Annotated in this window: 19 protein-coding genes and 1 pseudogene; 13 read left to right on the top strand and 7 right to left on the bottom strand. The window is 69.6% G+C overall.

What is annotated here, in order from left to right:
* Positions 1-25: 25 nt before the first annotated feature.
* The 6 genes and pseudogenes from ACF07N_RS34340 to ACF07N_RS34315 all read right to left on the bottom strand — a co-directional run bounded on the left by ACF07N_RS34340 (position 26) and on the right by ACF07N_RS34315 (position 5,180).
* A complete protein-coding gene (locus tag ACF07N_RS34340; RefSeq protein WP_392120579.1) occupies positions 26-613 on the bottom strand; it encodes an SMI1/KNR4 family protein in 588 nt (195 codons plus the stop codon).
* 49 nt (positions 614-662) lie between these two features.
* Positions 663-1,127: pseudogene (locus tag ACF07N_RS34335) on the bottom strand (transposase); the annotation flags it as partial.
* 230 nt (positions 1,128-1,357) lie between these two features.
* Entirely contained in the window at positions 1,358-2,749 is a 1,392-nt protein-coding gene (locus tag ACF07N_RS34330; RefSeq protein ID WP_392120577.1) for a cytochrome P450, read from the bottom strand.
* The gene (locus tag ACF07N_RS34325; protein WP_392120575.1) at positions 2,746-3,096 is read right to left on the bottom strand and encodes a hypothetical protein; all 351 of its coding nucleotides are present in this window, start codon (positions 3,094-3,096) and stop codon (positions 2,746-2,748) included. Before ACF07N_RS34325 ends, ACF07N_RS34330 begins: the two co-directional genes overlap by 4 nt.
* A 3-nt stretch (positions 3,097-3,099) precedes the next feature.
* Complete coding sequence (locus ACF07N_RS34320) at positions 3,100-4,632, bottom strand: MFS transporter (RefSeq protein ID WP_392120573.1); 1,533 nt, start codon at positions 4,630-4,632, stop codon at positions 3,100-3,102.
* Positions 4,629-5,180 carry a TetR/AcrR family transcriptional regulator gene (locus ACF07N_RS34315; protein WP_392120571.1) on the bottom strand — a complete coding sequence of 184 codons (552 nt, stop codon included), beginning with the start codon at positions 5,178-5,180 and terminating at the stop codon, positions 4,629-4,631. The genes ACF07N_RS34320 and ACF07N_RS34315 overlap by 4 nt, the downstream gene beginning before the upstream one ends.
* Before the next feature lie 407 nt (positions 5,181-5,587).
* Between ACF07N_RS34315 and ACF07N_RS34310 the strand changes: the two genes are divergently transcribed.
* From ACF07N_RS34310 to ACF07N_RS34285, 6 genes are all read left to right on the top strand, one after another.
* Positions 5,588-6,760 (top strand): FAD-dependent oxidoreductase, encoded by a 1,173-nt coding sequence (locus tag ACF07N_RS34310; RefSeq protein WP_392120570.1) that lies wholly within the window; start codon positions 5,588-5,590, stop codon positions 6,758-6,760.
* Positions 6,761-6,858: 98 nt separating this feature from the next.
* On the top strand, positions 6,859-7,413 hold the full coding sequence (locus ACF07N_RS34305; RefSeq protein WP_392120568.1) for a TetR/AcrR family transcriptional regulator: 555 nt from the start codon (positions 6,859-6,861) through the stop codon (positions 7,411-7,413).
* 765 nt (positions 7,414-8,178) lie between these two features.
* Entirely contained in the window at positions 8,179-9,534 is a 1,356-nt protein-coding gene (locus tag ACF07N_RS34300; protein WP_392120566.1) for a flavin monoamine oxidase family protein, read from the top strand.
* A 240-nt stretch (positions 9,535-9,774) separates the two neighbouring features.
* The gene (locus tag ACF07N_RS34295) at positions 9,775-10,992 is read left to right on the top strand and encodes an FAD-dependent monooxygenase (RefSeq protein ID WP_392120564.1); all 1,218 of its coding nucleotides are present in this window, start codon (positions 9,775-9,777) and stop codon (positions 10,990-10,992) included.
* A gap of 77 nt (positions 10,993-11,069) precedes the next feature.
* Positions 11,070-12,314 carry a cytochrome P450 gene (locus tag ACF07N_RS34290; protein WP_392120562.1) on the top strand — a complete coding sequence of 415 codons (1,245 nt, stop codon included), beginning with the start codon at positions 11,070-11,072 and terminating at the stop codon, positions 12,312-12,314.
* Between the two features lie 141 nt (positions 12,315-12,455).
* Entirely contained in the window at positions 12,456-12,896 is a 441-nt protein-coding gene (locus tag ACF07N_RS34285) for a TIGR02611 family protein (protein WP_392120561.1), read from the top strand.
* Positions 12,897-13,239: 343 nt separating this feature from the next.
* Here ACF07N_RS34285 and ACF07N_RS34280 read toward each other — a convergent pair whose 3' ends face one another.
* The gene (locus ACF07N_RS34280; RefSeq protein ID WP_392120559.1) at positions 13,240-14,535 is read right to left on the bottom strand and encodes a CitMHS family transporter; all 1,296 of its coding nucleotides are present in this window, start codon (positions 14,533-14,535) and stop codon (positions 13,240-13,242) included.
* A 364-nt stretch (positions 14,536-14,899) separates the two neighbouring features.
* On the opposite strand from ACF07N_RS34280, the gene ACF07N_RS34275 reads away from it, so the two are divergent.
* The 7 genes from ACF07N_RS34275 (at position 14,900) to rraA (ending at position 21,070) form a co-directional block, all read left to right on the top strand.
* On the top strand, positions 14,900-15,613 hold the full coding sequence (locus ACF07N_RS34275) for a FadR/GntR family transcriptional regulator (protein ID WP_392120558.1): 714 nt from the start codon (positions 14,900-14,902) through the stop codon (positions 15,611-15,613).
* A 232-nt stretch (positions 15,614-15,845) separates the two neighbouring features.
* A complete protein-coding gene (locus ACF07N_RS34270) occupies positions 15,846-16,556 on the top strand; it encodes an aspartate/glutamate racemase family protein (protein WP_392120556.1) in 711 nt (236 codons plus the stop codon).
* Complete coding sequence (locus ACF07N_RS34265; protein ID WP_392120554.1) at positions 16,553-17,389, top strand: sugar phosphate isomerase/epimerase family protein; 837 nt, start codon at positions 16,553-16,555, stop codon at positions 17,387-17,389. The genes ACF07N_RS34270 and ACF07N_RS34265 overlap by 4 nt, the downstream gene beginning before the upstream one ends.
* A gap of 44 nt (positions 17,390-17,433) precedes the next feature.
* Positions 17,434-18,516 (top strand): isocitrate/isopropylmalate dehydrogenase family protein, encoded by a 1,083-nt coding sequence (locus ACF07N_RS34260; protein WP_392120552.1) that lies wholly within the window; start codon positions 17,434-17,436, stop codon positions 18,514-18,516.
* An 82-nt stretch (positions 18,517-18,598) separates the two neighbouring features.
* Positions 18,599-19,873 (top strand): 3-oxo-tetronate kinase, encoded by a 1,275-nt coding sequence (gene otnK / locus ACF07N_RS34255; RefSeq protein ID WP_392120550.1) that lies wholly within the window; start codon positions 18,599-18,601, stop codon positions 19,871-19,873.
* Positions 19,870-20,514, top strand: a complete 645-nt coding sequence (gene otnC, locus ACF07N_RS34250) for a 3-oxo-tetronate 4-phosphate decarboxylase (protein WP_392120548.1) — start codon at positions 19,870-19,872, stop codon at positions 20,512-20,514. Before otnK ends, otnC begins: the two co-directional genes overlap by 4 nt.
* A gap of 52 nt (positions 20,515-20,566) precedes the next feature.
* A complete protein-coding gene (rraA, locus tag ACF07N_RS34245; RefSeq protein ID WP_392120546.1) occupies positions 20,567-21,070 on the top strand; it encodes a ribonuclease E activity regulator RraA in 504 nt (167 codons plus the stop codon).
* Positions 21,071-21,168 lie beyond the last annotated feature (98 nt).

Here is a 21,168-nt window from a genome sequence, read left to right as displayed (position 1 = left end):
TTCTGGCTCAGGTTCTGTGGAGTGGTCACGGCGAGTGAGCGAGCCGCTGCGGGATCGGATGCGCTCGGAGCTGGGGTGAGGTGAGCTCCAGAGCCCGGTTGTCCTGTCCGGCAGCCATGTGGTCGAGCCATCGTTCATACCAGGCGAGAAAGTCCGGGGCTGAGGAGACGTTCGGGCCCCAGAAGCCGTCTGCGTTGCCGATGAGCATGCGCCCGGTGAGAGGACCGGTTATGCCTATGAGGACGAGATCGCTGCAGCCGCGTTCGATGACGTGCAGGAACAGGTCACCACGGCGGGTGGGGCGGTAGGCCCGGCTGAATCCTCTTGAGCCCGTGCTGGCGTTTCTGGAGTTCATCGTGAAGAGCGTGCAGTCCTGCAACGAGATCAGTCCGTAGTACGGAGCCGCACCACTGCCGCCCATGTTGGTGAGGAAGTCCCGGTAGGGCTGCGGGAGTTCCACGTCATGCTCGGCCTGAAAGGCATCTGCCTGACCTTTGGTGAGGCGGGGGCCGAGACGAAATTCGTGTCGCTCCTCCCCAAAGGAGTGGCTTCGGTTGGGCGCGTAGGGGATGCGTGCCAGCTTGCGTCGCAACCGCGGGATGCGGGAGTCCATGCGAGCTCTTCTCTCGTGTCGCCCGCAATCTATCGCACGGCACCAGAGCTCATCCTGCGTGCAGGACTCGCTTCCTCAGCAGCTGGAAGCCGGCCCGGCCGAACATCTGGCGCTTGAGCATCTTGATCCGGTTGACGTGCCCTTCGACGACGCCAGAACTCCACGGCAGAGTGAGGCCGGCGATGACGGCATCATGGTCGCGGTCGATGCCCGCGGCGAGGGTGTGGAGGCTGGGCAGGTCGTCCTGCCGGACGGCGTCGAGCCAGTCGGGCAGGCGCTCGCCCTGGCGCTCGGTGAGCATGGTCGCGAAGGAGCGGACGTGCCCGGTGAGGGCGTCGAGTTCGGAGCAGTGCGTCCGGACAGCCTTGAACTGGAGTCGCTCGGTCTCGGTGAGGGTGTCCGGACGGCGGAGGATCCATCCGGCGACGGTCCGGGGCGAGGGCGGCCGGGCGGTCACCTGCTGCGGTGAGGTGCGCTTGTCGTGCGGGTAGGCGCGAACGCGCTGGTAGCTGCCCTACCTGCCGGCGGCGTCTGCCGCGGTGGCAGCAAACTGGGCTCTCTGTCCGGCTGCACCGCATGCTGCTCGCCGAACTGAATGCGGTCGGTGAACTCGACTGGTCGAGGGCGTGTGCGGGCGGCTCTCACATCCGTGCGAAAACGGAGGAGGCAACTGCTGCCCTTGGAGGCGGGGTTCGGCTTGGGACAGGTCCGCCACCGGCCGAGGCCCTGGTGATCGCTCCGGCGTTACAAGCTCCGAGGCCGGGGTGCAGTTGTGGAAGTGTGGAACGGCAGTTGGGTGAAGCCGCTGACGGCTGCTCCGGGCCTGCGGACTGCCTGTCCCGCCGGGTGCAGTTGCGGCAGTCGGTTCGCCAGGGTCCTGAGCGCTGCCTCTCCTGTCAGCCGGGCCAGTGAGACCGCGAGTTTCATCGAGCCGTTGGCAGTGAGGAGGCTGGGTCGGGAGCTGCGTGTGAGGTCGAAGCGGGCAGGTTCGGGAAACCGGTTCGAGTCGCGTTGGGCCGCAGCGAGCATCACGAGGATGCCGTTGCCGGGTGACACCGTGTGACCTGCCAGCTGCACTCGCGCAGTAGGGGTACACAGTGTGAACTGGTGCGGAGGATCGAAGCGCAAGGTCTCTTCGACTGTCTTGCCCGCCAGTCGAGGGGTTGATCGGAGCGTCTGCCATTGGTCGGGGTGGGCCGCGAGTGCGGCTACCGCGTTGCCGATGAGGCAGGCTGCGGTGTCCAGGCCGGAGGCAACGAGGGTGCTGCAGACCTGGGCGATCTCTTCCAGATTCAGTTTGCCGGAGGCGGCGCCTGGCCGTCCGGCCACACCAGTTTCCTGTTCGTCCTGACGGTCACCATGCCGATGCACGTATGCGAGCAGGCTGCGTAGATCGACGTCTGCCTTGTCTGCGTCGCGGGGAGCGGTGAGCCGGCTGATCAGGTCGCTTCCCGGGCTGTGTCGCCGCTCGTGTTCGAGCCGGATGACCAGGGCTGCCAGGTCTTCGTGCGCATCGTGTGCAGCTTCGGCTGTGGACTTGGAAGGCGTGCTGTGGAGGGGTTTACCGATGACGTCGCATATCTCGGCGAAGCGTGGTGAGTAGGCCTCCGGGATGTCCAGCAGTTCACTGAGGCACGCAACGGCCAGCGGGAAGGCGAAGTCGTTGATCAGGTCCAGGGAGTCGGCGTCGGCATGCCGACGGAGCAGGTCATGGGCAGTGGTGTCGATGCGGGTGGCGGACCGGTGCAGTGCCGGCCGCAATAGCGGAGCGGCGGCTGCGCATGCCTGATCGAATTCCTTCACCCGTGATCCGCCGGGACTGTCCTCGGCCACCTGTGGCGTGGACGTGGGCATCCGGGCCGGGCGAGCGGCGGGCTCGCATATCGAGAAGCTGGCGTCTCGGAGAACTCGGCTGCAGTGGTCGTACGAGAGGACGGCCAGCATCCCTGTGCGGCTGCGGTGGACTGGTCCTCGGGACCGCATGCGCTCGTACAGCGCATAGGAGTCGCCGCGGAAGCCTGGTTCGAGGAGCTTCGCCACGGGGTCGCCGGTGCGGGCCAGGAACCACATCCGCATGCTGCGCGGACCGGCCTTGTCGGTGTAGGTCCGAGTGATGTCGGCGGGGCGATTGCTCATTGTCTTCCCCTCAGCGGGTTGCTGTTGGCAGGGCTCTGGAGGCGGCTGTCGGCGGGCGTCGGGCTTTCCGGGGCCGTCTTGGTTCCTGTGGCCGGGACTGACGCACCGGAGACGGTGCCCTGGGTCGCCTGCGGTGCAGGGGCACCCAGGGCGGTCCGGTCCCGCTGGGTCGAGTAGGCGCCGCCGCTGGTGTCGCGGTCCTCCTCGACCGGGACGAGGTCCCAGCCGGCCCGTTCCAGCCACTGTGCGGCGGAGCCGCCGGCGACGCGGACCCTGGCCGCCAGGCCCTGCCTGCCGGTGGGGCTTCTGCCTGAGACGGCGGGCGCGGCTTCCAGTGTTCTTCTCACTTCTCAGTGCTGGACAGGACCGTTGCTCAGCTTCTGACCGCGCAGCAGGAACCAGGCGACGGCGGAGGCGAGGAGCAGTAGGCCGGCACCGACGCCTGCGGCGAGTGCCACGCCGTCGACGAAGGACTCGCGTGCCGCCTGCAGCAGGGCGGCGGCCGCGTCGGCGGGCAGGTGGACTGCGGCTACGACGGCTCCTGCCAGGGACTCGTGTGCGGCTTGCGGGGTTCCGGCCGGTCCGGTGAAGTCCTGGTAGATGTTGGTGACGACCGATCCCAGCAGAGCGATGCCCAACGCGGTACCCAGTTCGTACGCCGTTTCCGAGACAGCGGAGGCGGCGCCGGCCTGTTCCTTGGGGACGGCGGTGAGGATGATGTCCGAGGTGATCGTGAACGACAGTCCGGCGCCGAAGCCGACGACCAGCAGGGTGGTACCGATCAGGGGGTAGCCGGTGGTCTGGGTGAGCGTGGTCAGTGCGGCCAGGGACAGGCCGATGACAGCCAGGCCGCTGGCTACGACCGCGCGCACTGAGAAGCGCCGTGCCGCGGCGCCGGCGATCAGACCGGCCACGACCGCGCCTGCGGCGGCCGGCAGTTCGGCGATGCCCGCTTCGATGGGCCGCCGGTCCTGGACCAGCTGCAGGTACTGGGAGAGGAAGAACAGCAGACCGGACAGCCCGAGGATGGTCAGCAGGTTCGCCAGGACGGCGCCGCTGAAGCCGCGGTTGCGGAACAGGCGGACGTCCACCAGCGGGACGGGCAGGGCGCGCTGGCGCCGGACGAACCCGTGGAGTGCGGCCGCGCCGAGCACTCCCGCCGCGAGGATGGGCCAGGTGAACCCGTCGGCGGCGGCCTCCTTGATGGCGTAGACGACGCCGACCATGCCGATCAGAGAGAGGAAGACACTGGGCAGGTCCCACGGTCCCGGGGAGGGGTTGCGCGATTCCGGCAGCATCTTGATCCCGACGGCGACCAGCACCGCCATGACGGGCAGGTTGATCAGGAAGACCGAGCCCCACCAGAAGTGCTCCAGCAGCAGCCCGCCGACAATCGGGCCGACCGCCATACCCGCCGAGGCGGCGGCGCTCCAGATACCGATGGCGAGACTGCGCTCACCGGGGTCGTGGAAGAGATTGCGGATCAGGGCGAGGGTGGACGGCATCAGTGTGGCGCCGGCGACACCGAGCAACGCCCGGGCGACGATCATCATCTCGGGTGTCTGTGCGTAGGCGTTGAGTACCGAGACCAGGCCGAACGCGGTCGCTCCGATCAGCAGCAGGCGCTTGCGGCCGATGCGGTCGCCCAGACTTCCCATGGAGATGAGCAGGCCGGCGATCACGAACGAGTAGGCGTCGCCGATCCACAGCAGCTGGGTGCCGGAGGGCTGCAGGTCCTCGCTGAGGTAGGGCGTGGCCAGGCCGAGGACGGTGGCGTCCACCGCGACGAGGAGCACGGCCAGGACCAGGACGCCCAGGGCTATCCAGCGGCCCGGAGCCCGCGGTGTGCTGCCCTGCTCAGCCGTACGCAGGGGATGGGTCATGATGCGTCCCTTCGCATCGTGCCGCCGAGCAGCAGCTCGACGATCATGTGGCTGAAGTCGTTGCGGGCCACCCGGCCCTCGATGACGGCCCAGCCGCCGGCGGCCAGCAGGCCGTAGAGGGCCTCTGTGAGCCACACCGCACTGAGGTCGATGCGGAACTCGCCGGCTTCCTGGCCCCGGCGGAACAGGGCGGTGAGGCGCTCATCGATCCGGGACCAGCCCGCGTGCTGCTCCTCGCCCTCGAAGAGTTGGTTCTCGGAATAGAGGAAAGCGAGCAGGCTTGTGCAGGACTCGAGGGAACAAACCAGGCGGCGTACCGCGTCTTCCGCCGTCCCCTCCTCCAGGCGGGCCGCGTCCAGGGCCGCCTCGCACTCGGCGATGCCGAGGTCCTCCAAGGCGCGCACCAGGGCGTCACGTCCGGGAAAGTGACGGTTCAACGTCGCCCTGCTGATCCCGGCGGCCCGGGCGACCTCTTCCGTGGTCGCTGTGGCTTTGCGCGTCAGCAGGTCGGCAGCGGCACGCAACACGTGATCACGATCAAAGCTCATGAGACAACAGTAATCCATGTGAGACATTGATGTCTCATGCGCGACACGAGCGCATCCCGCGCGAGCGAAGAACAGGAGCAGCCGCAGCAAGCGCCACCATGTCGGCACCCCCTCGCCCCCTCGACGAGAGTGACGAGACACGAACCCTCTCGATGCGGCCGCCGGCCGTCTCGCACGCGCACAACCCGGCCAGGTCGACCCAAGAGCCTCTGACCGCCCGTGCGCTCACGCGAGGCCCACTCACGGGAGTCCGGCCGCCCCGAAGCCGCCCAGTGCACCACCCGCCCCCACTCCCGGACACCCGGGAGGGAGCTGCGCCTCCAGCCGAGGCTGCCCCGCCCGCATTGACACGCCATCACCTTCCCCCGTTACTGTACTGACAAGTCAGACTAGTTTTGGAGGAGTGTATGGCATCCGAGGTCGTGGGACCGGTCCGTCGGCGGGCTCTCGTGGTGGGCTGCGGGATGGCCGGGTGCGCGGCGGCGTGGTGGCTGGAGCACGAGGGATGGGAGGTCGTGCTCGTCGACAAGGAGGTCGAGCCGTACCCGAGCAGCTATCTGCTGCAGCTCGACGCCCAGGCGACCCGGGTGCTGCGACTCATGGGCGGCGAGGAGATCATCGACCAGGTGACCTTCGCTGCGCCGGCGATGTCGGTGCGGTGGGGCACGCGCAAGGTCCGCGAACTCAAGATCGACGGTGACAGCGAGTGGCGCCTTGCCCGCCGTTCGGCGCTGCTGTCGAGGCTGTTCGCGCACGTGCCGGACACAGTCCACAAGCGGCTGGGCATCGGGCTGGAGGCGCTGGAGCACCGTAGCGACGACGTCCTGGCCAGGTTCAGTGACGGTTCGACGGAGTCGTTCGACGTGGTGGTCGGGGCGGACGGGCTGCACTCGACGGTGCGCCGGCTGACGTTGGCGTCCGAAGCACGCAGTGTGTACCGCAACGGCCTCACGCACGTGTGGATCAACGCCGACGCACCCCTGCCTGACGGGCGTGCGGTGATCGCGTCCCGCGAGGGGATGCTGTCACTGATCTACCCGTTCCTGGACACCGACCAGACATCGGTCATGGTGGTTGTTCCCGTGCCGGCCTCGACCAGGCCGGACGAGCCGATGCTGGTCGCGCGGGTCTGTGACATGGTCGAGCGCCTGGGCCCGGACCTGCGCGCGGTCGCGGCGGCAGCACGGAAGTCCGAAGACACCAAGCTGACCCGTTTCTCACAGGTGCGGCTGCCGCGCTGGTACACCCGCCGGGTCGTGCTCCTGGGCGACTCCGCGCACTGCATCGACCCGGTGTCCGGCATGGGGGCACACGCGTCGTTGCCGGGTGCCAAGGTGCTGGCCGAGTCCCTGCGGGACACCGACGACGTCACTGCGGCCTTCGCACGGTTCGAGGCCGAGGTCCGGCCCTTCGCCAGGACGGCGCAGAGCATCACGGCCCGGGCCGTGGAGTTCAGCACCAGGGCCGAGGGACGCAGCCGTGCGGCCACCCTCGCCGGAGGGGTCGGCGATCTGCTGGCCACCATCCCGGCGACGCTGACGAGGCGCAGCAACCGCAGACAGGCCGCCCTGCGAGCATGACCCCCTGCCCCTGACAGGTCGTCGATCGACATCAGGTCGCGTTGCAGCCGGGCACACTGGTCGCCCAACGATGTCGCTACTGCACATGAGAGAGAGCAATGGGACGCACAGCAGGACGAGGTCCGGAGAACACCAAGCGGTTGATTCTTGACGCCGCGAGGGGCGTCGTCGTGGCCCAGGGAGCCCGGGCGACCCTCGACGACGTGGCGGCCGCGGCCGGACTGACCCGCGGAGCAGTGATCTACCACTACAGCTCGAAGAACGCGATGTGGATCGCCCTGGCCCACGATGTGCTCGCCCAGTTCCGTCAGGCGGTGCAGGACCGCATCGAGGACGGCCGAGAGCCAGGGCGTCTGGCGCGCGCCTACATCCGCGCGTCACTGGAAGGCGATGAGATCGACGCCGTCGGCGAACGGCAGTTCCTCCTGGCCGCCCTCGCGGTCGCCCCCGGAGTCGCCGACATCGTCGCCGAAGACGGTGCGCGCTGGAAGGCCGAGATGGCCGAGGACGGACTCTCGGTCGGTGCACGCACCGTCATCCTCAACGCCGTCGACGGCGCCGGGCTGATGACCGGATGGGGACTCAAACCCGACCGAACCGAACTGGCCGCCCTGCGCACCGAGTTGGAGAAACTCACCACCCCCGGCGGTTAGCGCCGCATCGCCCTCCCAGCCCGGCGCCGCCTGGCTGTGCACACGCCCGCCCTGTCAGCTCGTCGGGCGATGACCTCGTGCACTGCCGGCCCCGATCCGGCCTTACAGGCACAGGAAGTCGCAGAAGCACACCTTCCCCCGCAGGAAAAGCACGGCGCCGGGTTCACAGAAGGCATTCAAGGCGTCCGCACCGCCGCCCTTGCCCTCGGGCCGGCCGAACATGATCATGACGGGCTCGATGTGAGCATGCGGCGGGGGAGGACTTCCCTGCCATGGCCCAGCCCGAGGACGAGCAGCCCCGGCGTTGGCAAGGCGGTGGCGACGGCGGCCCCGATGCCGACGAGCTGTTTACGGCCGGGGTGCGGTGACGGCGAAAACCCGGCAGCACCCGCTGGCGCCCTGAGCAATCGACGATCACGGCGAAGGACGCGCCTGCCACCCGGCCCGGACGAAGCCCTGCGCGCGCGATCCGCGCCTGCCGGTGCGGCGCCGGTCGCAGCTCGGCCGCCGTGTCCGGCAGCACGGCGCGCGGGACCGTCTCGTCCGCCGCGGTCGTGAGCGGGCGGGCACTCAGCACGGCGCCCGCCGCCGTCCGGGCCACAGCCCTGCCACCGCAGGCGCCGGCAGATGGGGCGGTCTCCGTCACATCCTTCCCCCTTGTACCGGCGGGCGACTCACCACCTTGAGAACTGTACTGACATGTCAGTACAGTAATTCGCGGAGGAACCAGACGGCCTGCAGGCCGCATACGAACGGAGCACGACCATGAACAGTGCCAGCAGCCGATCCGCCGACGTCCTCGTCGTCGGAGCCGGGCTCGCAGGACTCACGGCAGCGGACCAGCTCTCCCGAGCCGGGCACGACGTCGTCGTCATCGAGGGCCGTGACCGCGTCGGCGGACGGATCCACACGGTCGAGGTCGCGGGCGTCCCCGTCGATGCCGGAGCGACCTGGGTCGCACCGGGTCACACCGCCGTACGCGACCTCGCGCGCCGGTTCGGCTGCGAGTTCGTGCCCCAGGCCCAGCCGGGCAAGGGCGTCATGTCCTTCGGAGGCAAGCGCAAGATCGAGAGCGCCACGTCCATGGCGCCCTGGGCGATGCTCGACCTCACGCGGATCATGGGCATCCTGCAGAAGATGGTCGACGGCCTTCCCGTCTCGTCTCCCTGGGAACACCCCCATGCCGAGCACTTCGATTCGATGTCGCTCGGCGAATGGCTGACGTTGAAGCACGCCCTGAAGGACACCCGCAAGTTCATGAACATGTTCAGCCTGGTGCACTGGGGCGCACCCGTGGGCGAGGTGTCACTGTTCAACGTGATGCGGTACATCAAGAACCTGGGCGGCATCGAGCACATGCTCGCCGTCGAGGGCGGCGACCAGCAGGACCGGTTGCTGGGAACGATGCACACGCTGGTCAGCAGGCTCGCCGGCACGCTGGAGGACCGCCTGCTCCTCGCCTCCCCGGTGGAGCGCATCACCACGGCCGGAGAACGCGTCACGGTCGAGACCGGCAATCACACCATCGATGCCCGGTACGTCATCGTGACGGCATCGCCGACACACCGATCGACCATCGAGTTCACGCCCGCACTCCCGGAGCGTCACTACGGGCTCGCGCGCAGCTGGCGACTGGGCGCCCTCAGCAAGGCTTTCGTCGCCTACGACCGTCCCTTCTGGCGAAGCGAAGGTCTCTCGGGAGAGGCAATGTCCGACGACGAGACCGCCTTCCTCACCTTCGACGTCAGTCCGGACGCCGACGGCCCCGGCATCCTCATGGTCTTCTGTGACGCACGCGGGTTCGACGCATACGACGAGGCCGAGCGCCGCCGCCGCGTGATGCGGCACCTCATCCACCTGTACGGTGAGCCGGCCCGCCACGCCATCGACTACACCGACTTCTCCTGGGGCAACGACAGCTTCGCGCCCGGCGGGCCGAACCCGGCAGTCGGGCCGAAGACGTGGACCACCTTCGGACCGTACCTGCGCCAGCCGGTCGGACGCGTCCACTGGGCCGGCACCGAAACAGCCGACGAGACATCCGGCACCATGAACGGCGCCATCCTCTCGGGCCAGCGCGCGGCCACCGAAGTGGCAGCACGCCTCGACACCGGGCAGTGACGACACCCGCCCTCGCAATCCCCCGAACCGCCATGCGTAACCTCCCGCAAGGCACCTGACCGCCGGACTACCGGCCCTGCGCGGTCCGCTACCGCGGGCCGCCGTCGTGCACGGTCTGCTCTTACGCCGCGCTCTGCCAGGCGGGATCTCGCCGCCGCATCCGCCGTCCCCATGTCCCCGGCCGCCGCATCACGTAGCGGATCCGAGTCACGGACCCGCACTGCAGAGGAGAGACCCCCAGTGAACAGCACCTCACCCCGAGCTCTGGTCGTCGGCATGGGCATCGGCGGCCTCGCCACGGCGATGCGCCTGTACGAGATCGGCTGGGAGCCTGTCATCGTCGAACGGGCCCCCGAGCGCCGCGCCGCCGGCTACTTCATCGGTCTCTTCGAAACCGGCCGCGCCACCGCCAAGCGCATGGGCATCCTCGACGCCATCGGCAACCGCACCGACCCCACCAGCATCACCTACGACGTGAGACGGGACGGACGCCGCCGTCCCGGCATGGGCTACGGCGACCTGCCCGGCGGCCCCCGCCTGATCCTGCGCGGTGACATCGAGACCGCCCTCTACAACGCCGTCGCCCCCCGCACCGAGATCCGCTATGGCACCACGCCCACCGCGCTTGACGAACACCCCGCAGGAGTCGACGTCACCCTGCAGACCACCACCGGCGCGGACATCGCGCCCACCACCGAGCGCTTCGACCTCGTGGTCGGCGCAGACGGCCTGCGCTCCACCATCCGCCGCCTCACGTTCGGCCCCGACAGCCAGTTCATGCGGCCGCTGAACCACATCGTCGCCGCCACCATCATGAAGGAACCCGTGCCCGGCTACCGGCCCCAGGACGGCATCGTCCTGGCCGAACCCGGGCGCTCGGTGTGGACCTTCCCCTTCACCGACCACCAGCCCGGACTGCTGTTCAACTACCGCACCGACAACGAGGACGCCCAGTTCCGCCGCCCGCCCATCGCATCCCTGCGCGCAGCCTTCGGACCGGAGCCCACCGGCCCCGTGCTGGAACACCTGCTCCAGCAGTTCGAGCAGGCAGACGACTACATCTTCGACTCCGCCCACCAGATCGAGATGGACACCTGGCACACCGACCGGATCGTACTGCTCGGTGACGCCGCCTGGTGCCTGACGCTCTACTCCGGTATGGGCGCCTCCACCGCGATGGCAGGCGCAGACCTGCTGGGCACCCTCCTCCAGCGCAACCCCAACAACACCCCCCGCGCCCTTCGGGAATGGGACCAGAAATTGCGCCCCTTCATGACCCTCCAGCAGAAGTCCGCCCGCACCGAGGGCCTGACCACGTTCGTCCCCCAAAGCCGCGGGGACGCGATGATGCGCACCGCCATGCAGAGGGTGCTGGCCACCCAGACAGGCAAGAAGGTCATGTCGGCACTGCTGGCCAAAGCGTTCAAGGAAATGTCCATCGACATCGCCGCCGTCTGACCCCGCCCCTTACCAGGCGACAAGCGCCCCGCCTTCGAGACTGACGACCGCCCCGCAACGCACGAGAGGCCCGCACGATGACCCGCGACTCAGCCGCTCCGGCACACTCGGAGTGCGACGAGCCCCCACTGTTCGACCCGTTCGCGCAGGGGTTCACCGACGACCCTTATCCGCAGTACGCACGCATACGGCAGAGCGCCCCCGTACATGAGCACCCGCTCGGCTTCTGGGTGGTGTCCACCGACGACGACGTCTCGACGTTGCTGCGCTCCGGCGCCTCCGTCGAGCTGCGAAACGTGACCGGCCCGGAGACCCGCCGGCAGGATCAGACAGCACACGCTGCCCTGCAGCCGACCGACAGCATGTCGATGCTCGACCGTGATCCGCCCGACCACACGCGCCTTCGTCGCCTCGTACAGAAGGCCTTCACCCCCAGGGCCATCAGCGCGCTCGAACCCCGAATCCGCACCATGGCCGATGAATTGCTCGACCGGATGGACGCCGCGGAAAGCGCGGACCTGGTCTCCGCACTGGCCTTCCCCTTGCCGTTCGCGGTGATCGCCGAGATGCTCGGCACGCCCCCCACCGACCATGCCCGGATCCGCGAGCTCAGCGGGATCGCCGTGCGTTCACTGGAACCGGTGGTCGATCCGGAAGTGACGAGCAAGGTCCAGGCGGCGCATGAGGAACTCGTCGGCATCACGGCCGAAATGATCGCGTGGAAGCGCACTCATCCCGAGGACGACCTGCTCACCGCGCTCATCACCGCCGAGGAAGGCGGCGACGTCCTGAACGAGGAAGAACTGGTCGCTCAGGTGCTGTTGCTGTACATCGCCGGCCACGAGACCACCGTGAATCTGCTCGCCAACGGCACCGCCGCGCTGCTGCGCAACCCCCATCAGATGAAGACACTCCGCGCCGACACTGCTCGCCTGCCAGGAGCCGTCGAGGAGTTCCTTCGCTACGACAGTCCTGTGCAGGCGAGCGGTCGTGTCACGTTGGAACCGACCGTGCTGAGCGGCGTCGAGATCCCGGCGGGCTCCTTGGTCATGGCACTGCTCGGCTCGGCCAACCGGGACGAGCGGCACTTCGGTCACGACGCCGCGCGGCTGCGCGTCGACCGACAAGACGCCCGCCACCATGTCTCCTTCGGGGCCGGCCCCCACCACTGCCTGGGCGCGGCCCTGGCGCGCCTGGAAGGACGAGTGGTGTTCGAGCGGCTGCTGGACCGTTTCCCTCGTATCTCCCTGGCCGGGGACGTCACGTGGAACGGCCGGATCAACCTGCGCGGTCCCGCGACACTCCCGGTGACGTTGCGTTGACCCTGCTTGGTCGGCCGCGCGAGGCAATCGCACTCGTTCAAGTCCATTTCTCTTGCGATGCTTCAAGTCGTTCGTTTCTACGTGCGGCCCTTTGGGTCACACCATTTCGGTGAGGGTCTCGGTTCCGATGGGTTGGGCTTCATGAACGCGGAGAATGATGAGCAGAAGATGGTCACAGCGACGGTGACCGCTGATTCCGCTGCGGGGAACGATCGGGCGACGGAGCCAGAACTGGGTACGCGGGCCCCCGGATTCATCCAGAAGTCGAGTTTGCTCCGGCTGGGCTGGCAGGTCGGAATCTTCGTCGTCGGCCTCGCCGTAATCGGGGCTGGCATCGCGATGCTGGTACTGCCCGGCCCGGGCTGGCTGGTGATCTTCGCAGGCATGGCCATCTGGGCGACCGAATTCGCCTGGGCGCAGATCGTCCTGCGCTGGACCCGGCGCAAGGTCACCGAGGCCACCCAGCGCGCACTCGACCCCAGGGTACGGCGGCGCAATATCATTCTCACCACGGCGTTGCTATTGATCATCACAGCGCTGGCAGGGATCTGTCTCTGGAAGTCCGGCCTTATCACACTGTGAAAGCTTGTGCAGCGATTCGCCTGATCACCTGATTCCGAAGCCACGAGTTGGGCAGTCAGGGCGCACTGCGGCACCTGCGGCCCTCCAGGCGGTGCTCAAGACGTACCGGACGCGCCTTTGGCAACCCCCTCGCGAGTACGGGACACACGCCGCTGATGGTGCGACTTCCGGGCCTTCATCTCCTTGGCGTCCGGATGCGGGGGCGCGGGCGAAGGAACACACAGGACCGTGGCGACCGGTTCAGCCCGGAGCCACGGTCCTTCAGCGCGTCCGGAAGACGGACAGGGTGGATGCTGTCAGCTCAGGAGAGGTTGGTTCACTCCCACCCACACGTGCGCACGGCTCAAGTGACGCTGATGGCGCCGGTGACGACGGCGAAGAGGATGTAGGCCGCGGAGACGAGGACGCCCCAGCGCAGGGCGTGCTTCTGGAAGTCGCCGAGTTCGGCCTTGACCAGTCCGAGGAGGACCCAGAGCGGGGCGCTGGTGGGACCCATCATGTGGAGGATCTGGCCGATCGCGCCGGCGCGGGCGATCTCGTTGGCGGGGATGCCGTAGTGCGCGGCGGACTCCGCGAGCACGGGGACGACACCGAACCAGTACGCGTCGTTCGACATGAAGAAGCCGAGCGGCAGCGCCAGGACAGCGGTGAAGAGCGGGATGATGCTGCCCCAGCCCTCGGGGACGATGGCGAGGGCGGCGTCGGCCATGGCCTTGATCATGCCGGAGTCGGTCATGATGCCGGTGAAGACGCCGGCGGCCAGGACGAGGATCATCACAGGGACGGCGTTGGCGGCCTGGCGCTTGATGAGGTCCTGCTGAGCGCCGATGGAGCGGATGTTGACGAGCAGGGCGATGACGAACGCCACCATGAACAGCACGAGCAGGTCGGCGACCTCGGCAATGAGCAGCACCATCAGCGCCAGGGTGAGAGCGGCGTTGAACCACATGCGCCAGTCCGCTTTGACCGGCTCGAAGGCTTCACCGGAGGCGATCTCCAGCCGGTAGGCCGCGAGCTTCTCGGCGTCGATCTTGTGTCGTTCGCGCAGGCCGAGCCAGTAGGCGACGGTGACGATCGTCAGACTGGTGAGGGCCATAGGGCCGATCATGTGGACGAAGTACTCGGTGGCGCTCAGGTGCAGGACGCTGATGCCGCGGGTGGCGGCGCCGCCCCAGGGGGTGGTGCCGGAGATGGTGCCCAGCGCCATGGCCGCCAGCGTTGCCAGGATGAGGGGGTTCATTCCCAGGCGCCGGTAGATGGGCAGGAAGGCGGAGCAGACGATCATGTAGCTGGTGGTGCCGTCACCGTCGAGGGCGACCAGCAGGGAGAGCACGGCGGTGCCGACCACGATGCGGACCGGGTCGCCCTTGGAAGCCCGGAGGATGGTCTGCACGATCGGCTCGAAGAGCTTGACCTCCATCATCAGGCCGAAGTAGAGGACGGCGAAGAGCAGCAGCGCCGCGGTGGGTGCGACGGTGTCCAGACCGTTCATGATCATGTCGCCGAGTTTCGTGCCCTTGCCCGCGATGAGGGCGGCCACGATCGGTGTGAGCATGATGGCGGTGAACGCGGAGAGGTACTTCCGCATCACGAGCAGCATGAAGCTACCCAGAGTGGCGAAGCCGAGAACGGCGAGCATCGTTGCTCCTTGGGGCAGGGCTCAGGGCCGCCGGGCGGGCGGCGGCGCAGGACGGCGCGCAGGGTTCAGTGCGTGCGGGGCTCGATGGCGACCGGCAGCGCACGCGGGGCCGTGCTCGGCTCGTGCGTCGGGTCGGTCATGGTACGGGCGATTTCTGTACGGCGGCTCGGGGCGCGTGATGACGGCCGGTGTCGCTTGCTCGCAGCGGCGGGGCTGCGCCGGCGCGGGTGGGGCTCCGGAGAGTGGCTGGTGGGGGAAGGCGCAGGTGCTGTGCACCAGCCACGCTTCCGGACAACCGGTTTACCGGATTGCCGGTAGGTAACTAGAATCCGGCCATCACGTCAATACCGAAGTGAGGAATTCGATGGCCGAACTCGCCAGAATCACGGTCGAGCCGCGTGAGCCGCTGGCCGCAGAGGTCTCCCGCCGCCTGATCGACTACCTGATGTCCGGCGAGGTCCAGCCCGGCGACCGCATTCCCTCCGAGCGGCAGCTGACCGAGATGCTCGGGGTGAACCGGCCCACCGTCCGCGAGGCGATCAAGTCGCTCGGCTTTCTCGGCCTGCTGGAGATCCGGCAGTCCAGCGGCACCTACTTCCGCGGCACCGACTCCGACGTGCTGTACCGCCTGTTCGAGCTGGGGCTGGTTCTGGGCGAGCGGGGCGCCCGGGACATGGTGCAGGCGCGCGCCGAGCTGGAGGTGATCGTCGCCGGCCTGGCCGCGCAGGCGCGCGACGAGGCGGGCGTCGAACTGCTGCGGGCCCGCCTGACGGCGATGCGGGAGTGCCCGGACGAGGAGTTCCCCGAGGCGGACACGGCTTTCCACGCCGCCCTCGGTGAGCTGGCCGGCAACACGGTGCTGCGCGACATGCTCAAGGGCATGCGCGCCATGATCCAGCGCGGCTGGGTGGAGCGCACCGGCGCCGTCCGCTCCCGCGAGGTTGCCTACGCCGACCACGTGCCGATCTTCGACGCGGTCGCGGCAGGGGATGCCGCCGCCGCCCGGACGGCGATGGCCCGGCACATGGAAGGTGCGTCCCGCCGCCTGATGGAAGCCCTCGAGCAGCGCGAGAGGTAGCCGGGCGCCGCGGGCTTACCGGGTGTTCTCCGGTGTCCCGCGGCACCACACACCATCAACCGGTTGACCGGTTTACCGGTTGGGCCTACAGTGGCGACACGGCACCGCTCGAAACGCTGCCGCACCCCATCCCGGGCTCCTTCTCCTGCTGTCACGGGTGTGACCCGTGACCGGAGCAAGCCCGCGGTCGGGACCCCTACCGGTCCCCGCCTACCGGAAGAGGAAGAACCCGGTGATCGAACCCCACCCTCTCGTCGCCATGATCCATGCCGTGCCGAGCGGCGCCCGCATCGCCCAGGAGGCGTTCGCGCGGGAGTTTCCCCAGGCCACGGTCTGGAACGTGCTGGACGACCGCCTCCTGGACGACGCCCGCGCGGCCGGTGGGCTCACCAACGTGCTGCGCCGGCGCATGCTCCGCCTGATCGGCCACGTGATGGACGGCGGCGCCCAGGGCGTCCTGCTGACCTGCTCCTCCTACGGCGAGGTCGTGGACACCGCCCGCGCCCTGTGGCACGTACCCGTCCTGAAGTCCGACGAGGCGATGTTCAAAGCCGCCCTGGCCGGTCCGTACCGGCGTATCGCCGTCGTGGCCTCGACGCCGCCCGCCGTTCCGGCCGCCGTCACCCAGCTGGAAACGCTCGTCCCGACGGTCCGCTCGGACCGCCCGCTCGACATCGTGACCGCCCTGAGCGAGGAAGCCGCCGCAGCGGACAACGCCGAGTCGGCCGCCCGGCATCTTGCCGACGCCCTGCATGCCGCCGACGGCACCGATGTCGACGCGGTGCTGCTGGCGCAGTACTCACTGACCCCGACACGCGAGGTACTCGCCGCCTTGCTGGGAGTGCCCGTTCTGGACGGAGCGGGCGCCGCCGCGCATGAACTGCGCCTCCTGCTGACGCCCGACCGGCAGCCGGTGAACCCGGCCGCGGCGGTCACGCCGTGACGGCGGGACTGCCCTGGCCGCTGGCCTACACCGTCTCGGGCGACGACTGCGCGGCCTTCATGCCGCTCGGTTTCGACGCGCGGCTCGCCGAAGCCGTCCGCCACCTGTCCGAGCTGGGATACGACGGGGTGGAGGTGCAGGTCCGCGAGTCCGGAGCGCACAACGCCGAGGCGCTGGCGCGGACCGTCGAGTCGGCCGGTCTGAAGGTTCTGGGCATCGGCACCGGACCGGTCGCCGCACAGGACCGGCTGACGCTGACCGACCCCGCACCGGACGTACGCCGTCACGCGCTGGGCCGCCTGCTGGACGCGGCCCGTCTGGCCGGCGCGCTCGGTGTTCCGGTCACCCTCGGGCAGACGCGCGGCACCTTCCTGCCGGGTCTTGAGGACATGCAGCGGCTGTGGGCCGAACGCGCTGTTCGGCAGCTGGCCCGAGAGGCGGCCGAGCGCGGCAGCCGGCTGCTGCTGGAGCCCCAGTCACGGTCCAGCACCTCGCTGTGGCACACACCCGAAGAGGCCCTCGCCGTCATCGACTCCCTCGATGCCCCGGCCGGTCTGGTTCTGGACACCCACCATCTCGAAGCCGAAGGTGCCGACGTGATCCGGGCCGTCACCGGGCACGCCGAAAACACGGGCTGCCTGCAGCTCGCCGCACCGGTCACCCGAGGCCCCCTGACCGTCGGCGATCCCCGTCTGCCCGCGCTGTTCACCGCTCTGCGCCAGGGCGGCTTCACCGGCTGGCTGACCCTGGAGCACACCCAGGACGGCAACAGCTTCAAGGCCGCCGCCCGCTCCTGGACCGCGCTCACCGGCGCCGCGCCCACCCCGTCCTGACCCGCCTCACTTCCCACCCCCATGTTCTGAGAGGAACCCGCACCATGAGCACCAAGACCTACCGCCTCGGCGTCCTCGAAGGCGACGGCATCGGGCCCGAGATCGTCCCGTCCTCCATCGAGATCGCCACCGCCGCCGCCCAGGCCGCCGGCGTCTCCGTCGACTGGGTGACCCTGCCGCTCGGCGCTGCCGCGATCGACTCGCACGGCACCCCGGTCCCCGAGGAGACCAAGGAAGCCCTGGCCGGCCTGGACGGCTGGTACCTGGGCCCGCACGACTCGGTCAGCTACCCCGAGCCCCACAAGTCCGCGCTCAACCCCTCGGGCACCCTGCGCAAGCACTTCCAGCTGTTCGCCAACATCCGTCCCGCCAAGTCCTTCCCCGGCGCGAAGGCCGTCTGCGACAACGCCGACCTGGTCATCGTCCGCGAGAACACCGAAGGCTTCTACGCCGACCGCAACACCTTCGCCGGCACCGGCGAGTTCATGCCCACCCCGGATACCGCCATCATGCTGGGCATCATCACCCGCGAGGCCACCGAGCGCGTCGCCCGCGTCGCCTTCGACCTGGCCCGCGCGCGCCGCAAGAAGCTCACCATCGTCCACAAGGCCAACGTCCTCAAGCTCACCACGGGCCTGTTCCGCACCGTGTGCCAGGAGGTTGCCAAGGACTACCCGGACGTGGCGGTGGACGACTTCCACATCGACGCCATGACCGTCCACCTGGTGCGCCGCGCCCAGGACTTCGACGTCATCGTCACCGAGAACATGTTCGGCGACATCCTCTCCGACCTGGCCGGCGAGATCTCCGGCTCGCTGGGCACCGCCCCGTCCATCAACGCCTCCGCCACCACCGCCATGGCCCAGGCCTCCCACGGCTCCGCCCCCGACATCGCCGGGCAGAACATCGCCAACCCCGTCGCCATGATCCTCTCCGGCGCCATGCTCTTCGAGTGGCTCGCCGCCCAGCACGGTGACGACGCTCTGGCCACCGTCGCGAAGATCATCGAGAAGGGCGTGGCCGACGCGATCGCCGCCGGCACCTCCACCCGCGACCTCGGCGGGACCGCCTCCACCACGGACTTCACCGCCGCCGTCATCAAGGCCATCAACGCCGGCCAGAACTGACACCCCGATTCCGGGGCGGGCGACTTGGCAGCCCGCCCCGGTCCCCACGCTCTGCCCGTACGCCCCAGGAGAGGCCCCGACCATGACCCTGCGCATCGGCTGCATCGCCGACGACTTCACCGGCGGCACCGACGTCGCCGCCGCCTTCCGGCGCGCGGGCCTGCGCACCGCCCTGGTCTTCGGCACCCCGGACACCGCCACCGAGTTGCCCCCGGACTGCGACGCCGCCGTGGTGGCACTGAAGTCCCGCTCCGCCCCGGCCGGCGAGGCTGTCGCCGACTCCCTCGCCGCCCAGCGCTGGCTGTGGGCCAAGGGGGCGGCACAGACCTACTTCAAGTACTGCTCCACCTTCGACTCCACCCCCCAGGGCAACATCGGCCCCGTCACCGATGCCCTCCTGGACGCCGCAGGATCCTCCGTCACCCTGCACTGCCCCGCCTCCCCGCCCAACGGCCGCACCGTCTACCAGGGCCACCTGTTCGTCCACGACCAGCTGCTGTCCGACTCGCCGCTGCGCCATCACCCCCTCAACCCCATGACGGACTCCGCCCTGACACGGCTGCTGTCCCCGCAGACACGCCACCGCGTGGGCCTGATCGACTGGGCCACCGTGCGCCGCGGGGTCCAGGCGGTGCGCGAGGCGGTCACGGCGCACCAGCAGACCGGTGTCCGGCACATCGTCGCCGACGCCCTCACCGACGACGACCTCGCCGTGCTCGGAGCCGCGGCCCTGGAACTGCCGGTGGTCGCCGGCGCCGCGGGCCTGGCCGAAGGACTCGGGCATGCGTATCCCGCCACCGCACCGGCCACCACCGAATCGACGCCGTCCCGCGGACGGGCGGCCGTCCTGGCAGGCAGCTGCTCGGCCCGCACGCTGGAGCAGATCGCCCAGTTTTACGCCGCCGGCCTGCCCTCCCTCCACCTGGACGTCCTCGCCGCCGCCACAGGCCGCGACGTCACCGGCGAAGCACTGGCCTGGTACGACGCGCAGGAACCCGCTCTGCCCGTGCTCATCTACGCTTCCGCCTCACCCGAGGAGCTGGCGGCCGTCCAGGCGCAGCTCGGTGTCGCCGAGGCCGCCGCGCAGGTGGAGGAACTCCTCGGCACCCTCGCCACCCACCTCGTCGAGCGCGGCGTACGCCGCCTGCTCGTCGCCGGCGGGGAAACCTCCGGCGCCGTCACCACCGCCCTCGGCATCCGCGCCGTCCTCGTCGGCGAGGAAGCCGACCCCGGCGTGCCCTGGACGTACGCCACCACCGGCGACAGCGACCTGGCCCTCATGCTCAAGTCCGGGAACTTCGGCGCCCCCGACCTGTTCACCCGCGCCCTCGCCGCCCCGGCCCAGGAGAGCACGTGATCGGCTACACCGACGAGTCGGCCGCCCGCACACGCATCGTCCGCGCCGCACGGTCCCTGTTCACCCGTGGCCTCACCCACGGCTCCACCGGCAACCTGTCCCTCCGCCTGGCCGACGGCAGTCTGCTGCTCACGCCCACCGGGTCCAGCCTCGGCACGATGGAGGAAGCCGACCTGGCGCGCACCGACCTGCACGGCAAGCACCTCGACGGCCCCCGGCCCACCAAGGAGGCGTTCCTGCACGCCGCCTTCTACCGCGCCCGGCCCAGCGCCCACGCGGTCGTCCACCTGCACTCCACCCACGCCGCCGCCGTCTCCTGCCTCGCCGACGTGGACCCCGCCGACGTTCTGCCCCCGCTCACCGCGTACTACGCCATGCGCGTCGGCACCCTGCCCCTCCTGCCCTACCACGCGCCCGGCGACAGCGCCCTGGAACCGCTCGCCGAGCGGACGGCCCGCACCCACCACGCCGTCCTCCTCGCCAACCACGGACCCGTCGTCGCCGGCGCGTCACTGGAACAGGCCGCCGACGCCATCGAGGAACTGGAGGAGACGGCCAAGCTGCACCTCCTCCTGCGAGGCCACGCCACCCGTCCCCTCACCCCCGAGCAGGCTGCCGCGCTCGCACCCCCATCCCCCTGACGGCCGGATGAGAAACGGGCGCGGCAGCCCCCAACAGCGAAGGAGCACCACCGTGCCCGCCACGGTCACCCCCATCCCCACCGCCGACCTCGTCGACCGGTACGACACCCACCTGCGCATCTGCGACCTGCAGTTCCGCCAGTTCGGCAGCCACCGTGCCTTCGCCGGCCCGGTGCGCACCGTCTCCTGCCACGAGGACAACGGCCTGCTGCGCGAGCTGCTGCGCACCCCCGGCGACGGCGCGGTCCTCGTCGTCGACGGCGGCGGCTCCCTGCGCACCGCTCTCGTCGGTGACCTCATCGCCGGCGCCGCCCAGGACAACGGCTGGGCCGGGCTCGTCCTGCACGGCGCCGTCCGCGACAGCGCCGCCCTGGCCGGCCTGCGGCTCGGCATCAAGGCGCTGGGCACCATTCCCCGCAAGAGCGCCAAGAACGCCGAGGGCGCCGTCGACGTGCCCGTCACCTTCGGCGGCGTCACCTTCCGCCCCGGCGACCTCCTGCACGCCGACGACGACGGCATCGCGCTCCTGCCCGAGAGCACGGTGAACCGTCCGTGATCATGAAAACCTTCGGGTGGTCGTTCGCGGTCACCGCGCTCGGCCTGGTCGCAGCGGTCTTCTACGGAGGGTGGACCGCGTTCGGTGTCGTAGCGATC

Source organism: Streptomyces sp. NPDC015242 (assembly GCF_043079125.1).
Classification (GTDB): Bacteria; Actinomycetota; Actinomycetes; order Streptomycetales; family Streptomycetaceae; genus Streptomyces.
This window is presented reverse-complemented; position numbering and strand designations above follow the sequence as displayed.

Excerpts from the sequence above, each read along its gene's own strand:
- ACF07N_RS34300 (WP_392120566.1), top strand. The coding sequence starts at position 8,179 with ATGAACAGTGCCAGCAGCCGATCCGCCGACGTCCTCGTCGTCGGAGCC.
- ACF07N_RS34315 (WP_392120571.1), bottom strand. The coding sequence starts at position 5,180 with ATGAGCTTTGATCGTGATCACGTGTTGCGTGCCGCTGCCGACCTGCTG.
- ACF07N_RS34305 (WP_392120568.1), top strand. The coding sequence starts at position 6,859 with ATGGGACGCACAGCAGGACGAGGTCCGGAGAACACCAAGCGGTTGATT.
- ACF07N_RS34340 (WP_392120579.1), bottom strand. The coding sequence starts at position 613 with ATGGACTCCCGCATCCCGCGGTTGCGACGCAAGCTGGCACGCATCCCC.
- ACF07N_RS34280 (WP_392120559.1), bottom strand. The coding sequence starts at position 14,535 with ATGCTCGCCGTTCTCGGCTTCGCCACTCTGGGTAGCTTCATGCTGCTC.
- ACF07N_RS34290 (WP_392120562.1), top strand. The coding sequence starts at position 11,070 with ATGACCCGCGACTCAGCCGCTCCGGCACACTCGGAGTGCGACGAGCCC.
- otnK (WP_392120550.1), top strand. The coding sequence starts at position 18,599 with ATGACCCTGCGCATCGGCTGCATCGCCGACGACTTCACCGGCGGCACC.
- ACF07N_RS34320 (WP_392120573.1), bottom strand. The coding sequence starts at position 4,632 with ATGACCCATCCCCTGCGTACGGCTGAGCAGGGCAGCACACCGCGGGCT.
- ACF07N_RS34285 (WP_392120561.1), top strand. The coding sequence starts at position 12,456 with ATGAACGCGGAGAATGATGAGCAGAAGATGGTCACAGCGACGGTGACC.
- ACF07N_RS34260 (WP_392120552.1), top strand. The coding sequence starts at position 17,434 with ATGAGCACCAAGACCTACCGCCTCGGCGTCCTCGAAGGCGACGGCATC.
- ACF07N_RS34330 (WP_392120577.1), bottom strand. The coding sequence starts at position 2,749 with ATGAGCAATCGCCCCGCCGACATCACTCGGACCTACACCGACAAGGCC.
- ACF07N_RS34310 (WP_392120570.1), top strand. The coding sequence starts at position 5,588 with ATGGCATCCGAGGTCGTGGGACCGGTCCGTCGGCGGGCTCTCGTGGTG.
- ACF07N_RS34275 (WP_392120558.1), top strand. The coding sequence starts at position 14,900 with ATGGCCGAACTCGCCAGAATCACGGTCGAGCCGCGTGAGCCGCTGGCC.